Source organism: Massilia sp. S19_KUP03_FR1 (assembly GCF_036688685.1).
Taxonomy (GTDB): domain Bacteria; phylum Pseudomonadota; class Gammaproteobacteria; order Burkholderiales; family Burkholderiaceae_D; genus JALYUM01.
Window position 1 is genome coordinate 250,332 of sequence record NZ_JAQQPS010000004.1, and the last position, 14,104, is coordinate 264,435.

Genomic DNA, 14,104 nt, shown 5'->3' on the forward strand with positions numbered 1-14,104 from the left:
ACCAATTTTTATCTCACTGGAGCACACCATGACCATCGCCTTGCCCGCAGGACTGACCATATCGGCCGAGATTACCCCGGCTTACGAGACCATCCTGACGCCCGTCGCGCTCGACCTGGTCGTGAAGCTGACGCGCGCCTTCGAGCCACGCCGCCAGGCATTGCTGGCTGCCCGCGTGACGCGCGCGGCGCGACTCGATGCCGGCGAACGTCCGGACTTTCTGCCCGAGACCGCCCACATTCGTGATGGCGACTGGGCCATTGCGCCAATTCCACCCGCGCTGGCATGCCGCCGCGTGGAAATCACCGGCCCGGTCGAGCGCAAGATGGTCATCAACGCTTTTAATAGCGGCGCCGACAGCTATATGACCGACTTCGAAGACTCGAACACGCCCAACTGGCACAACCAGCTGACCGGTCAAGTAAACATGCGCGACGCCGTGCGCCGCACCATCTCGCTCGAGCAGAGCGGCAAAAGCTACAAATTGAATGACAAGATCGCCACGCTGGTGGTGCGCCCCCGCGGCTGGCATCTCGACGAGAAGCACGTGCTGGTCGACGGCCAGCGCATCTCGGGCGGCATTTTCGATTTCGCGCTGTTCATGGTGCACAACGCCAAAGAACAACTGGCGCGCGGCGCCGGCCCGTATTTCTACCTGCCGAAGCTCGAATCGCACCTGGAAGCGCGCCTGTGGAACGATATCTTCGTCATGACGCAAAACGAGTTGGGGCTGGCGCAGGGCACGATTAAGGCAACCGTGCTGATCGAAACCATCCTGGCCGCATTCGAGATGGATGAAATCCTCTACGAACTGCGCGAACACAGCGCCGGCTTGAACGCGGGCCGCTGGGATTACATTTTTTCGTGCATCAAAAAATTCAAGCTCGACAAGGATTTTTGCCTGGCCGATCGCCCGAAAGTGGGCATGACGTCGCCGTTCATGCGCGCCTACGCGCTGCTCCTGCTCAAAACCTGTCACAAGCGCAACGCACCGGCCATCGGCGGCATGGCAGCACTGATCCCGATCAAGAACGATCCCGAGAAAAACGACATCGCCATGGCCGGTGTGCGCAGCGACAAGGCGCGCGATGCGACCGATGGCTATGACGGCGGCTGGGTTGCGCACCCGGGCCTGGTCGAACTGGCCATGGGTGAATTCAAAAAGGTGCTGGGCGATAAGCCGAACCAGATCGACAAGCAGCGCCCCGACGTGCATGTCACGGCGGCTGAATTGCTCGACTTCCGTCCGGAAGCGCCGATCACTGAAGACGGTTTGCGCTACAACATCAATGTCGGCATCCACTATTTGGGCGCCTGGCTGGCAGGCAACGGTTGCGTGCCGATCCACAACCTGATGGAGGATGCGGCGACGGCCGAGATCAGCCGCTCGCAGGTGTGGCAATGGATCCGCTCACCGAAGGGCGTGTTGGAAGATGGCCGGAAAGTCACCGCCGAGATGGTGCGCGCGATGATTCCGGAAGAGCTGGCGAAAGCGAAGCAGGCCGCGCCAAATGGCGACAGCCCGACCTATGCCCGCGCCGCGGTGATTTTCGAGGAAATGTCGACGTCGGAACACTTTGCGGAATTCCTGACGCTGGCTTTGTACGAAGAAATCTAAAAGACGTTCTTCCACGCGCGCAGTGCCGTAAACAGTTCGACCGGACCTGCATCCGGTTGGACGCGTCCGGTTGCCACAAGGCTGGCGACGATGCCGGCACTGGTGGCGCGCAGGAAGGGGTTGGTGGCCTGCTCCAATTCAATGGTCGAGGGAATGGTCGGCACATTGTCGGCGCGCTTGCCCGCCTCCGACACCAGCCTCAACTGCAGCGCCTGGTTGTCCGGTTCGACCGCGGCGGCGAAGCGCAAATTTGCCATGGTGTATTCATGCGCGCAGTAGACCTTCGTGGCGCCCGGCAGGGCAGCCAGCTTGGCCAGCGATGCCATCATCTGCGCCGGCGTGCCTTCAAATAGCCGGCCGCAACCGCCGGCGAACAGTGTGTCGCCGCAAAACAGCCAATTTTCTTCCTGCCCTTCTGTTACATAGGCGATGTGCCCGCGCGTATGCCCCGGCACGTCCAGTACCGTTACGTCCAGTTTGATGCCGGGCACCCTGAAGCGCGCACCTTCGGTCAGCGGCTGCGTCACCGCGGCAATGTTCTCGCCAGCCGGACCAAACACTGGCACTTGCGCAACTGCAAGCAACTCAGGCACGCCGCCGATATGGTCAGCATGATGATGGGTGAGTAAAATGGCGGTAAGCACCAGGCCATGCTGGCCCAGCGCCGCCAGGACAGGTGCGGCGGCGCCGGGGTCGACCACAGCGGCGTGGACGCCGTCGTGAATCAGCCACAGGTAGTTATCCTGGAAGGCCGGCAGCGCGAGGACGGTGAGAGCGGGATGGGTAGCAGGCATAGTCGTTTTCAGGAAACAGGAGTGGCATGGATAACGCAGCATCGGAGAAATCCATTATAGCCCTCGACCGTTGGCTGCAAACGCCCGCGGGTGCCTACGTGCGCGCGTGGGAGCAGGCCCGCCTGGACGCGTTGACGGCGGATATTTTCGGTTTCAATGCCGTGCAAATCGGTGTGCCGCAGATCGATGCGCTGGCCGCCAGCCGCATGCCCAATAAATGGCAGGCGGCCACGCGCCTGTCGCGCCGCGACGAATTGCTGCTCGCCTCGGGCAGTCGCCAGATCGCGGTGGCGCTCGACTTCGAAGAGCTGCCGTTCGCGTCGCTAAGCGTGGACCTGATTGTCTTGCCGCACGTACTGGAATTTGCCGCCGAGCCGCACCAGGTGCTGCGCGAAGTCGAGCGCGTCCTCATTCCCGAAGGTCAATTGATCATTTGCGGCTTCAACCCGGCCAGCCTGTGGGGTGTGCGCCAGGGGCTGGGACGCATCGTGCGCAGCGATTTCCTGCCGTCAGCGGGGGAATTCATTTCTATGCCACGCCTGAAAGACTGGTTAAAATTGCTGAACCTGGGCGAAACGCGCAGCCATTTTGGTTGTTACGCGCCGCCTTGCCGCACCAGCGCCTGGCTGGAGCGCTTCAGCATGCTGGAAAACGCCGGCGAGCGCTGGTGGCCCTACCTGGGCGCCGTCTACATGGTGCATGCCATCAAGCGGGTGAAGGGCATGCGCATCATCGGGCCGGGCTGGAACAAGCGGTCGCAGAAGTCGACGCAGGCGGTGCCCGCCACGAACCGAAAACACCGATCAATTCAAGAGGATTAACAAGCAGCATGAGCAAAGTAGAAATTTTCACCGATGGCGCTTGTAAAGGAAACCCGGGAACGGGCGGCTGGGGCGCCTTGTTGGTGGCGGATGGCCACGAGAAGGAAATCTTCGGCGGCCAGTTAAACACCACGAATAACCGCATGGAGTTGCAAGCCGTCATCGAAGCGCTGCGCACGCTGACGCGCCCGTGTGAAGTCGTGCTGCACACCGACAGCCAGTACGTGCAGAAGGGTATTTCGGAATGGATCCATGGCTGGAAAGCGCGCGGCTGGAAAACCGCCGCCAAAGAACCGGTCAAAAATGAAGACTTGTGGAAAGCGCTGGACCTGGCCCAGGCCGAACACAAGGTCGACTGGCGCTGGGTGCGCGGCCACAATGGCCACCCAGGCAACGAACGCGCCGACGTGCTGGCCAACCGCGGTGTGCTGACCGTCCGTCCCTGATCTTCACCTTTTAGATTGTTCCACTATGCGTCAAATCGTTCTCGATACTGAAACCACCGGCCTGAATCCCCGCACCGGCGACCGCGTCATTGAAGTCGGCTGCGTCGAACTGGTCAACCGTATGCTGACCGGTAATAATTTTCACGTGTACATCAACCCGGAGCGCGACTCGGAAGAGGGCGCATTGGCGGTCCACGGCCTGACCACCGAATTCCTCAGCGACAAGCCGCGCTTCCACGAAATCGCCGAAGACCTGCGCGCCTACATCCAGGGCGCCGAAGTCATCATCCACAACGCGCCGTTCGATCTGGGTTTTCTGAACCACGAATTTGCGCGCCTCGGCTTACCCAGCTTCACCGAACACTGCGGCAGCGTGATCGACACGCTGGTCAACGCCAAGGAAATGCGTCCGGGCAAGCGCAATTCGCTGGACGCCCTGTGTGACCACTACGGTGTTTCGAACGCCCACCGCAAGCTGCACGGCGCGCTGCTTGATGCCGAGTTGCTGGCTGACGTTTATCTGTCGATGACGCGTGGCCAGAATTCGCTGTCGATGGATGTTGAAGTGGAAGTGTCGAGCGACGGCGCGGTGCTGGAAGCCGTGCCGCTGGGCGAGGTGATCGTTCTTGTTGCCGACGAATCGGAATCCGGCGCCCACGAGGCCTTGCTCAGTGGCCTCGACAAGGCAGTGAAGGGAACCTGCGTCTGGCACAGTTACGTCGTCGCAGCCTGAAGAGCGCGATTAAGACGTGACGTAGCGCAAACAATATGGCATAATACGCCCCGTCGGGAGGTTAGCTCAGGGGTAGAGCATTGCATTCACACTGCAAGGGTCGGCAGTTCGAAACTGCCACTTCCCACCAGGAATACGTTGGAAAATAAGCTAGTTAGAATAAAGCCGGAGCGCGTAGCTTCCGGCTTTTTTTCTTGTGTGATCGTTTGATGTTATTCATCAGCAGGCCTCGTTCCCTCGCATGGACTGCCGGGAGTATTGGGCGATCTCCGCCCAAAGCATGAGCGACGTCGCATTAAGCTGTGGCAACTGAGTTAGCCAATATGTGTCGAACAACGCCTGAGGCTACCGTTAGCAGATCGCCAGCGAACTTCATTGCGTGAGCGCCGGCCAAAACACATTAATCCCTCCCAGAAAGATTTTGGTTGGAAGCAGGAACTCTGGCTACGCTCCGATAGCGCTACATGAATGCTCTACAGGCAGCCAGTTTATGATAATTCTCAAACAAGTCGAAGCTGACAACCGGCTATTTGCCTTGAGCCACGTGCATCGTATCAGTCTTGCCACCTTTTACAAGAGACGTGCCAAATACAGCGGCCTTGTTGCCTGCAGGCGCACATCGTCTTGAATATGTGGACGTGTATGGCCTACACCACGGCGCAGACGCCCAACGTCAATGGTGGCAGGGTGATGAGCTAATCACCGACGAATAAAACTGTTGCCCTGTATGACTATTGTATTGGTAAATAAGGTGAAATGAACCAAATGGCGCGGTAGCCTGGTTTGTCAAGCGGCTTTTTGTTCTCAATTTTTTGGAGCAAAAGCCATGCGGTTGACGATTTTGTCAGCCTTGGGACCCTGAATACCCGGTCACCGTCCTTGTCCCGTTCCGCCTGTACGTTGTCCAAAACTGGGGTGCATCCTTTTTTTATTTCAGCGACCAGATCATTGAATTGTTTCGTTGCCTGGTTTAACGATGGCGTCTCCTGGAATTCTATGGTGGCAAAACCAGAACCGCTTCCATCTGCCATGAATTCCGCCACCGCGTCCGGTATGGAAAGGTTCAGACTGTAGACGCCGCGTCCAGAATCTCCCAAGGTAAACTGGGGTTCGCCGAGCAGCGATTTGAAGCGGTCCGATGCAGCACTGCCGATACGAATCAACGCTTGAAGGACCGGCGTTTTCATTTCCGAAGCATCGGTGCATGACAATGTTTTGGGGATATCGCCGATATACTTTGCCTGTACCATCGCTTCGTCGTATAAAGGTCCCAGCCATATGAATGGCGTGCCGCCACTTTGTGTATATGGAAACTGTATCTTCGATGAAATTTTGACTTCCTCACCCGGCCCGACGTCGGCACCCGCGATGACTGCATCGACAAAAATCAATGTATCCGTTTGCGGTGTTTTGATGGGCGGCTTGAAACCGCTGATGCCAATAAAAGAATAATGTACCGGCCTTTTTCCAAAGTTCTTTATAGTACTGACATTTGACTGGATCATTTTTATGGTGCCATATCCCTCCATACTGCTCGAGTTATCCGAAACGTACAAATCCTTCAAGGCAGCCCCACCTTGGCGGGTAATGTGCCGGCAGATATCAGTAAAGCTTTCTTCGCGTTTTTGATCCTTGTTGAGCGTGAAACGAACGGAATAGGCGTTAAGCTGTTTATACGGTAACTTCTCATTGCCCATTCGTGGTTCACTCCACTCCGCGGTAGCGCGAGACTGACCGAAGTGAATGGCAAGCAAGCGCTGCGTTTTAGTGAGGTGGTCGTGCGCATTCTGGTCCTGTGCCGCCGTCCCAGGCAGGTTTGCCGGCACTAAATACAGCTGACTGCTCGCAGCCAATTGTTTTGTCAGAGCCTCGATAGTATCAGGCTCGGTATGATCAAGAATGCCTTGGGTCATCCGATACGATGCCATAGTGTCGGCGACACATTCATTGAGCATTCGCGGTTGGATGGTTCCATCCTCGTGAGAAAATTGATGTAAATGCCAAAGTTCATGCAGCAGCGTAAATTTCAGCAAGATTTCGGCAAGCGTCTGATCGATGTTGCTTCGAATTTTTTCCAGAAAGCCGGTTCCTATATTGATCACACCAGCTTTCTCTGCATAGGCGCCGCTCCCCGGATAAGTGCGCACACTGGGTCGATCGATCGCCCAAAGTTTGGCATTAGACTGAAGAAATTCTTGTTCATCCGCGCTGATTGGTTGTATTTCCGGTGCAGTTGCTGGCAATCCAGCGCATGGCAAGGCAACACACAAAAACAAGGCAATGAACACGGATTTGTACTTGCGATTCATGATTGAATTACTCCTGTCCAATTGTTCCGGATCTGTCTGCAAGCCGCTGCCTCGTCGTCGTGCGCTTTGCGCGGGCGGCATCGGCGAGCGCCACGAGCAGGCTGGCCAGGAACACCCACGACGACATATAGCTCGACGAAATCAACATGAAACGCCGATGCAATAAGGCGGAGGGGAATGCCTCTTCGGTCAGGCCGCCAATTTCAAGCAATACTTGTTCACACGAGTCATCTTTGATCACGCCCACCACCAACCGAACGCTGTCGGTGTACTGGCATGTCCATTGCAACTGAAGATAAAAATACGTCGTTACGCTTAGTAAAAAACAAACGAAACAGACAAACGCCAGAAGTAGCAACTGGTGCGTGCGCGGCGCGGGCCGGAATAACTTGGGCATTACCGTGAGGAACCCACAAATAATGGCAATCAGCGGTACCGTCGCGCCGGTGACAAATTGATGAATGGTTGATACTGAGGAAAGGCGAATCGGAAAATTAAGAAAAGCGGCCGAGGATGTCCCGATCCATACCGCAGCGGCGAAAATTGGCGCCCAAAAATTCTGAATGGAAATCATGGTTTTGGCTCATCAAAATATAAGGTTTTTGTCTCGCTGAGTTCTCCTTTAGCGCCGACATCGTACTCATCTTCAAATAACTTTTGGTCTTGCGAGACCCGAAACAGATAGCGTCCGGGAGGCAAATTTCGTACAGCATCATTGGTGGGCCCTGAAAATCGAAATAGCCAGCGCGCCTTACGCGCAAAAGCAACCGGCGAAGCGATAACCTGATATCCCGTGAGCTCACGGGATGTCCCTCGTTGAAAAAGATTCACACGCACTCGTACTCCCAAGCTTGCACGTTCTCCCGAAATCCCGGCACGCTTTGACAGATACCCGTTCTTGATCGCAACATCGTGCGTCATTGCGTCGATATCATGCGATGCATTTACATTTTTCAGTGCATCTGCGGTGCGAGGTATTAAGTCAGCATAGCCGATGATTACTTCACGTAAATCGGCGTCGGTGCTGACTGTGCCTTTGTTTAGTAAGGCTTCGAGTAATTCGAGCTGGGCTTGAAGTCGCTGCAAGGCAACCATATTTTCGGATGCGGCGCTACCGGCGTTTTCGAGCGTTGTGACCACCGTTGCGATTGTGCCACCCAACAACGCAGTGCCTTCTCTCTGTGGCTCTGCATTGATGTTGATGCAGTAACATACAATCAAAACTGCGGTGATCCACTGCAAGAATTCGATTCGACGCAGTTCGTAGAAAATGTGATATATTTTTTGCGACATATTGCCCTCCAAAATGCACAGCAGTTGGCTTTGCTCGGCCTTAGCCTCGATTTTCACCCCTAAGTTTATAGTAGCAAGTAAGGATTTTTTTGCAATCCGATTATTTGTTGTACAACTTGACCAAGGGAGACAGCATGGCCGAACTGATTGGGAACCAGAAAGCGTTCCGCTCGATCAATAATTACCTGCTGTTGCTCTTTTTGGGATGGCATTTGCCAGGGATCGCAAATGAGCCCGGGCGACTGCTTGCGCCATTGTTGGGCTTGCCCGACACGTCGATCTCCGCCATGGCGTCGTCGGCCAGGCAACTTCCCGATACGCCCGGAAATGCATATTTCGAGCAAATTCGAAACGAAGCACGGGCGCTACTGGACGCCGGCGCATCGGACCGGAATGACGTATTGATCAGGGAGTGTCGCGCTGCGATTGCTGCGTCATATCTCACATCGGCGGCCGCCCTCGACATTTCGCGCGCAAACGATGTGAAGGACCGCGATCAGTTTTTTAGCAGACTCAACTCCGGCATTGCACATGCACTCAATGCAAACCCACGGATTGAATTCGTCAGGAATGCCAGGCACCTTAACTTGCCCGAGGCGATCGCCGGTCCAGCGCCTCCGCCCGAGTCCCCGGTAACGTTTTATCCATGGTTCGACACTTCAGTCAATTTTTTGATGGTGTCAGCCGGCAGCGCACTGGCACGGCGCGACGCGTCAAACTTAGATAATATTCCGTTAGATGTTTTGATCGACAAGCAGGATTCAAACGAGAAATTTTCGGCATGGTCATCGCGGGTTTGCCGCCGGTTCATGTTTATTGACGGTGAGTATGTAGATTATATTCGTGTAAAAACAGATATTCACGAAGGTGGAGCCGGCGTGAATAAAGTTGCGGAGATTAAATTTCATATTTCCAACACCGCCAATCGACATTTGAAAGGCAGTCTTTTAATGGCTGTGCTTGGCTTGGACAATACGGTAGATAAAAGTTCTTACGATGTGCAGTTTGCCCGCATTATCCCATTTGACCTTAAACCCGGCGAGAAAGTACCGCTAGCTGAAAAATTTCCCTATAGCGTGCCGCAGGGGCACGGAATCCAGCTCATGTTGGGAACGGACATTGGCGAAGGACCCATCGAGGTGGGCGCATCGGGCCCTGAGCAGCCGACTGAGAGCTGTGCAGAAAAAATACTGAAAAATTCACCAGAGGATGTTTTTGGAACGTCGCTCGCCGCGTACGCGATGGATTCAGTCAACGATTACATCAATTCGGTCAGTGAAACAGTCGGCGATGCAATGTTTCCTGTGAATGAAGGGAAGCATCCTATACCTGGCTCGTCCAGGGTCGTCATTTTTCGGGGGGGGCCTGCTGCGATGGTCAATATAGCGGTAGGCGGACCCACCACACTTGCGAATGCCTCTGCGCAATTTGATCGCACGGTCGCAGCCGTTCGGAAACGGTGCGGACGAAATCAGGGACAGGTGACCGAAACCCAACCCAAAGGATCATTTGTCAGGGATTTCGACTACAAGATGTTCTCGCCCCGGGCGGGACTACGGGTCTCCGTGTCGCTCGTGGAAGGCAAACAAAACGAAAAAAAATCCACGAAGAAATATTCGACGAGTATCGTTATCGATCGGCATATAAGACTGTTCCCGTAGCAATCCTGTACGAGGGATGAGTTTGTTTGCATGCAGGTTACGCGGCGCTCGCCGACTGCCGGACAGGCTGGCAAGGCCAAGCTGGTCGACAAATACATCGACCACCCTGACCTGGTTGTCTTCGTCGACATGGTCGTCCAGTCGCTAGGGAGCATCGTAGACTGACCTCGGTCTGCACCTTCGATAAAGCGCTTCATTTCGCACCCCAAGTGATGAGATACTGGTTCACGTTTACCGGTCAGGTTTCGTTTACGTCGACTTACGTTTTTTTGCACAGCCTGGGTCATTTCCAGCCGTTTCCGTGTGCACCGTACAGCGAACCTCGTTCGCGCCACTGCCGCGCTTGCACGCACTGGTCGCGTCGTGCAGCGCGGTCCCAACGGGATGATGCTGCAGGCGCGCAGGTAGTCAGCGACGAAGTGGGAACTTGTCTAGTGCCTGATGCTGCCGGGAATTTCGGCACAGATCCTCACCGTTCAGCGCCTGGTGATCGGAATTGTCTGGATCGTCCTGGTGCCGGCGTAAATCCTGTGCTTGTAGGCGGGGCTGGAATATTGCACACTTGTTTGCGCAACCGGCTCATCAGTTCGGAATGTATGGTGGCCGCTCATCCTGATCGTAGTGCCAATGCACCGGACGGAAGCACAAGGAAATCGCACCATACGCCGGCGTGCATCGCGCACCGGGACCGATCCTTATTCAATTGTGTTCATTTCGCTCTCGTCCTCGGTATATCGCACGGGCGCGAGTTCATTGCTGGTGATTAATTCCGTTACGCTCGCGTGGGTCGCCGCGTTTGTGACACGGGAAATCGATTCATGTTCCAGGATGTGATCGACGATCTGCACATCGGTGCAACGGTAAGCCGTCGCAAATTCCAATGGTTCGGGGTTGTTTCGATACCAGACGCTGTAACTCGGCATGCCATGCTCCTCAGGTTGGGCGCTCCAGTATGCCAGTCATTTCTTCGTGCACCCGTTCGTGCGCCAGTCCACGGCAAGCCAGCCACGACGCTGCGGTAAAATTGGCATCTTGTTCATGGACCAAGGTGCAACAATGAAGAGACGGGAAACAGCGGCCGCGACATCGCCACGGATCGACCCACAGCGGCGCCTGGCGCTGCAGGCCACGCTGGCGGCCGCGTTGCCCTTGCTCCTGCCGGCGCGGGCGCTCGCGCAGGCGGTCCCGGACGGCGCCGGGGCGGCCTTGGCGCCTTGGCAGCCGGGCTGGCTCGACATCCACCATCTCGCCATCGGACGCGGCAACGCGACGCTGGTAATTTTCCCGGACGGCACCAGCCTATTGATCGACGCCGGGGCCGCATCCGGCGGCGCGGACGTGTCCGCAGCAACGCGGCCTGACGCCACGCGCCGCGCCGGCGAGTGGGTCGGCCGCTACGTCCAGCGTCACCTGCGCGGCGCGCATCTGGCCGCGCTCGACTACCTGCTGGCCACGCACCTGCACCCCGACCACGTGGGCGACGTCTCGGCGCAGACGCCCGCGGCGCCCGGCGGCGCCTACAAGCTGACCGGGATCGCGGATGTGACGCAGATGGTCAAGGTAGGCACCCTGATTGACCGCGGCTTTCCGCACTATGACTACCCCAGCGTCCTGATTGCGCCCTTCGCTGAAAATTACCGCGCCTTCATCAAGGCGCGTGTCGCCGCCGGGGAGCGCGTCGAACAGTTCAGGGTGGGTAGTAGCGGCCAGATCGCTGCGCGCGGCCACCGCGCGGGCACGCTACCCTTCGAGGTGCGCAATGTTGCCGCCAACGGGAAGGTGTGGACCGGGCAGGGCGGCGCGGCGACCGATCACTTTCCACCCTTGTCCAGCCTGCCCGCCGCCGACCTGCCCACCGAAAACGGCTGTTCCACCGCGATTCGCATCGGCTACGGAAAATTCGGCTATTTCACCGGTGGCGACCTGACCAGTTACACGGACGACGGCGCCCTGCAGTGGCGCGACGTGCTCGGTCCCGCAGCGCAGGTGGCCGGCCCGGTGAGCGTGGCAACGGCCGACCACCACGGCATGTTCGACGGTTTGAATGGCGACGTCGTGCGCAGCCTGCGTCCGCGCGCATGGGTGGTGCAAGCCTGGCACCTGGCGCATCCGGACATGTTGCAGATGGAGCGCATGCTCAGCGAGCGCCTGTATCCCGGCGCGCGCGACGTCTTCGCCACCAATCTGATGCCGGAAAATTTTCTGGCCAACGAGCGGCTGGCGCGGCGCATGGCCAGCCGGGAGGGGCACGTGGTGGTGCGGGTGCCGCCGGGCGGGTCGCACTTCTATGTCGCTGTCACTGACCACCGCGACGAGGCGGATCGCGTCAAATCGGTGACGCCACTGTATCCGGCCTGAGTACCCGCCAAGCAGCAGCTTGTCGAGCCGGCGCTACCGTCCGCGGCCCGCGGCAATGTAGCGGTCGATAACGGTCGGCAGCACCGCCAGCGGCACGCCGGCGCTGGCAACGAGCGCATCGTTGAAACCGGCCAGGTCGAATTGTTTGCCCAGTGCGGTGCGGGCGCGATCGCGCTGCTTGAGAATTTCGATGTGCCCCATCTTGTAGCCGCAGGCCTGGCCGGGAGAGACGATGTAGCGGTCCACTTCGCTGGTGGCGCCGGCCACCACGCTGCCGGCATTCGCGACCATGAAGTCGATCGCCTGCTGACGCGGCCACTGCAGCGCATGCAGGCCGGTGTCGACCACCAGCCGGCAGGCGCGGAACAGCTGGCCCTGCAGATAGCCGACCTGGCTGAACGGGTCGTCGGCGTACAGGCCGAATTCATCGACCAGCTGCTCGGCGTACAGCGCCCAGCCCTCGATGAAGGCGTTGTAGCCGGTCAGCGAGGCGATCAGGGGCAGCTCCGCCTGGTGCTCGGCGATGTAGGCGCCTTGCCACGCATGGCCGGGGATGCCTTCGTGCGCGGTGAGCGTCGACAGATTGGTGCGCGGCCAGTAGCCGGTCGACTTCAGGTTGATGTAATAGATCGCCGGGCGCTTGCCGTCGAGCGACGCGAAATTCATGTAACCGAGCGCCGCGCCCGCTTCGATGTCGCTCGGCACCCGCTTGATCTCCAGCGGGGCTTTTAATGTCAGATGCGAGATCTTCGGCATGATGGCGCGGATGGCGTCGACCCGGCTGTTGCAGAACGCGATGATCTGGGCGCGGCCGGCGTCCGTATCCGGATACAGCATGCTCGGGTCGCGCGCCAGCGCGGCGATGCGCTCGCCCACCGTGCCCTGGGTTTTGCCCTGCGCGCGCAGGATGCCATCGATGCGCCCCTGTAGTTGTTTCACTTGCGCCAGGCCCACCGCGTGGATCTCGGCTGGGGTGTAGTCGGTGGTGGTGCCGAGTTTTAAGGCCCACGCATAATATGCCGCGCCGTTCGGCAGTTTATGCACGCCGGCCACGTCGCTGGCTTTGGCGGTGGCCTGGCTGAACGCGGCGATCTGACGGTCAAGGGCCGGGTAGACGATGTCGGTCACCAGCTTCAGGGCGCGCACTTCCCAGTCGCCCGGGATGCCGAGCGTGGCGGTGCGCGACGCCACCGAGGTGACCAGTTTTTGTTCAGCGGCCGGCGTGGCCCTGAACGCTTTTAGTTGTTTCAAGGTGGTGGCGGCGATGAAGGCAGGCGGGATCACGCCGTCTGCCGCCTGGGCGGTGATGCGCGCGCTCTCCTGGTCGAGCACGCGGCCCAGCGCGACCAGGCGCGCCAGATACGCTTCAGCATCGGCCGCATTGGCAATGCTGTGCTGCGAATCAAGGAACTCGGGCACGCTGACCAGTGCGCCGCCCTGTTGCGTGACCGGGTAGGGTGAAGTGCCGCCAAAGAAACCCGAGGCGGCGCCGCCGAACGCGAAGCGCTCGCCGGCAATGCCGGCCCTGGTCGAATACAGCACGGTGTCGTAGCGGATTTGGGAGGCCGGCGACAGGCGCTTGCGCTCGAGTGCCGCCAACCTTTTGGCCATCGCATGGACCTGGGCCGACCAGGCGGCGTCGCCGGCCGGCGAAGCGTCTTCCAGTTGCGATTTCAATGCGCTGCGGGCGCCATCGTCCTTGCCCAGGCTAGTGGCAGTGGTCGGCACCAGCACCAGGATTTCCTCTGCGAAGTCGGCCAGCAGTTTGGCGAAGCGGGTGTCGGTGCTGCTCGCTGCGGCGTGCGCCAGCGGCGCCAGGGCGGCCATCGTGCCACCGGCCAGCAGCAGCGTCAACAGGTCACGGCGCGACACGCCGGCGTGGGTGGTGTCGGAAATACCAGTGCGAGCGAACGATGTGCGCATGTTGTCCTTGAAAGTATTTGCAAAAAGTATAGAAAGAGCGTGACTGATATTATTTCTTATATGTAAAGCCGTCAAAGTTATTTTTCTTGACAACTTGCTTCTCTGGCAACGGCACAAGTACACTGGGCGGTCCGGTAGCGCTGCGCCT

General features: G+C 58.2%; 13 protein-coding genes and 1 tRNA gene. 8 read left to right on the plus strand and 6 right to left on the minus strand.

What is annotated here, in order from left to right; translation table 11 throughout:
- Nucleotides 1-28 precede the first annotated feature (28 nt).
- Nucleotides 29-1,618, plus strand: coding sequence for a malate synthase A (aceB, locus tag V6M87_RS06170; protein WP_332875717.1), 1,590 nt, complete (start codon nucleotides 29-31; stop codon nucleotides 1,616-1,618).
- Here the strand turns inward: aceB and gloB are convergent.
- The gene (gloB, locus tag V6M87_RS06175) at nucleotides 1,615-2,412 is read right to left on the minus strand and encodes a hydroxyacylglutathione hydrolase (RefSeq protein ID WP_332875718.1); all 798 of its coding nucleotides are present in this window, start codon (nucleotides 2,410-2,412) and stop codon (nucleotides 1,615-1,617) included. The two genes, aceB and gloB, sit on opposite strands and share 4 nt — an antisense overlap.
- Before the next feature lie 26 nt (nucleotides 2,413-2,438).
- On the opposite strand from gloB, the gene V6M87_RS06180 reads away from it, so the two are divergent.
- The 4 genes from V6M87_RS06180 (at nucleotide 2,439) to V6M87_RS06195 (ending at nucleotide 4,542) form a co-directional block, all read left to right on the plus strand.
- On the plus strand, nucleotides 2,439-3,233 hold the full coding sequence (locus tag V6M87_RS06180; protein ID WP_332875719.1) for a class I SAM-dependent methyltransferase: 795 nt from the start codon (nucleotides 2,439-2,441) through the stop codon (nucleotides 3,231-3,233).
- An 8-nt stretch (nucleotides 3,234-3,241) separates the two neighbouring features.
- Nucleotides 3,242-3,679 carry a ribonuclease HI gene (rnhA, locus tag V6M87_RS06185; RefSeq protein WP_332875720.1) on the plus strand — a complete coding sequence of 146 codons (438 nt, stop codon included), beginning with the start codon at nucleotides 3,242-3,244 and terminating at the stop codon, nucleotides 3,677-3,679.
- 25 nt (nucleotides 3,680-3,704) lie between these two features.
- Complete coding sequence (gene dnaQ, locus V6M87_RS06190) at nucleotides 3,705-4,412, plus strand: DNA polymerase III subunit epsilon (protein WP_332875721.1); 708 nt, start codon at nucleotides 3,705-3,707, stop codon at nucleotides 4,410-4,412.
- Between the two features lie 55 nt (nucleotides 4,413-4,467).
- A tRNA-Val gene (locus V6M87_RS06195) sits at nucleotides 4,468-4,542 on the plus strand.
- Between the two features lie 601 nt (nucleotides 4,543-5,143).
- Here the strand turns inward: V6M87_RS06195 and V6M87_RS06200 are convergent.
- The 3 genes from V6M87_RS06200 to V6M87_RS06210 are packed head-to-tail and all read right to left on the minus strand — an operon-like array spanning nucleotide 5,144 to nucleotide 8,071.
- Nucleotides 5,144-6,721, minus strand: coding sequence for a hypothetical protein (locus V6M87_RS06200; RefSeq protein WP_332875722.1), 1,578 nt, complete (start codon nucleotides 6,719-6,721; stop codon nucleotides 5,144-5,146).
- 7 nt (nucleotides 6,722-6,728) lie between these two features.
- On the minus strand, nucleotides 6,729-7,295 hold the full coding sequence (locus V6M87_RS06205; RefSeq protein WP_332875723.1) for a hypothetical protein: 567 nt from the start codon (nucleotides 7,293-7,295) through the stop codon (nucleotides 6,729-6,731).
- Nucleotides 7,292-8,071, minus strand: coding sequence for a hypothetical protein (locus V6M87_RS06210; protein WP_332875724.1), 780 nt, complete (start codon nucleotides 8,069-8,071; stop codon nucleotides 7,292-7,294). Before V6M87_RS06210 ends, V6M87_RS06205 begins: the two co-directional genes overlap by 4 nt.
- A gap of 77 nt (nucleotides 8,072-8,148) precedes the next feature.
- On the opposite strand from V6M87_RS06210, the gene V6M87_RS06215 reads away from it, so the two are divergent.
- Together V6M87_RS06215 and V6M87_RS27225 are read left to right on the plus strand one after the other, a co-directional pair.
- Nucleotides 8,149-9,675 (plus strand): hypothetical protein, encoded by a 1,527-nt coding sequence (locus V6M87_RS06215; protein ID WP_332875725.1) that lies wholly within the window; start codon nucleotides 8,149-8,151, stop codon nucleotides 9,673-9,675.
- Between the two features lie 30 nt (nucleotides 9,676-9,705).
- Nucleotides 9,706-9,840 (plus strand): hypothetical protein, encoded by a 135-nt coding sequence (locus V6M87_RS27225; protein WP_442920556.1) that lies wholly within the window; start codon nucleotides 9,706-9,708, stop codon nucleotides 9,838-9,840.
- Nucleotides 9,841-10,370: 530 nt separating this feature from the next.
- Here V6M87_RS27225 and V6M87_RS06225 read toward each other — a convergent pair.
- Nucleotides 10,371-10,598: a hypothetical protein gene (locus V6M87_RS06225; RefSeq protein WP_332875726.1), complete on the minus strand. Its 228-nt coding sequence runs from the start codon at nucleotides 10,596-10,598 to the stop codon at nucleotides 10,371-10,373.
- Between the two features lie 133 nt (nucleotides 10,599-10,731).
- Between V6M87_RS06225 and V6M87_RS06230 the strand changes: the two genes are divergently transcribed.
- Entirely contained in the window at nucleotides 10,732-12,033 is a 1,302-nt protein-coding gene (locus V6M87_RS06230; RefSeq protein WP_332875727.1) for a ComEC/Rec2 family competence protein, read from the plus strand.
- A gap of 33 nt (nucleotides 12,034-12,066) precedes the next feature.
- Here the strand turns inward: V6M87_RS06230 and V6M87_RS06235 are convergent, their stop codons facing one another.
- Nucleotides 12,067-13,956: a DUF885 domain-containing protein gene (locus tag V6M87_RS06235; RefSeq protein ID WP_332875728.1), complete on the minus strand. Its 1,890-nt coding sequence runs from the start codon at nucleotides 13,954-13,956 to the stop codon at nucleotides 12,067-12,069.
- Nucleotides 13,957-14,104: the final 148 nt, after the last annotated feature.

Coding starts and splice junctions, on each gene's coding strand:
- aceB (WP_332875717.1), top strand. CDS start 29: ATGACCATCGCCTTGCCCGCAGGACTGACCATATCGGCCGAGATTACC.
- gloB (WP_332875718.1), bottom strand. CDS start 2,412: ATGCCTGCTACCCATCCCGCTCTCACCGTCCTCGCGCTGCCGGCCTTC.
- V6M87_RS06180 (WP_332875719.1), top strand. CDS start 2,439: ATGGATAACGCAGCATCGGAGAAATCCATTATAGCCCTCGACCGTTGG.
- rnhA (WP_332875720.1), top strand. CDS start 3,242: ATGAGCAAAGTAGAAATTTTCACCGATGGCGCTTGTAAAGGAAACCCG.
- dnaQ (WP_332875721.1), top strand. CDS start 3,705: ATGCGTCAAATCGTTCTCGATACTGAAACCACCGGCCTGAATCCCCGC.
- V6M87_RS06200 (WP_332875722.1), bottom strand. CDS start 6,721: ATGAATCGCAAGTACAAATCCGTGTTCATTGCCTTGTTTTTGTGTGTT.
- V6M87_RS06205 (WP_332875723.1), bottom strand. CDS start 7,295: ATGATTTCCATTCAGAATTTTTGGGCGCCAATTTTCGCCGCTGCGGTA.
- V6M87_RS06215 (WP_332875725.1), top strand. CDS start 8,149: ATGGCCGAACTGATTGGGAACCAGAAAGCGTTCCGCTCGATCAATAAT.
- V6M87_RS27225 (WP_442920556.1), top strand. CDS start 9,706: ATGCAGGTTACGCGGCGCTCGCCGACTGCCGGACAGGCTGGCAAGGCC.
- V6M87_RS06225 (WP_332875726.1), bottom strand. CDS start 10,598: ATGCCGAGTTACAGCGTCTGGTATCGAAACAACCCCGAACCATTGGAA.
- V6M87_RS06230 (WP_332875727.1), top strand. CDS start 10,732: ATGAAGAGACGGGAAACAGCGGCCGCGACATCGCCACGGATCGACCCA.
- V6M87_RS06235 (WP_332875728.1), bottom strand. CDS start 13,956: ATGCGCACATCGTTCGCTCGCACTGGTATTTCCGACACCACCCACGCC.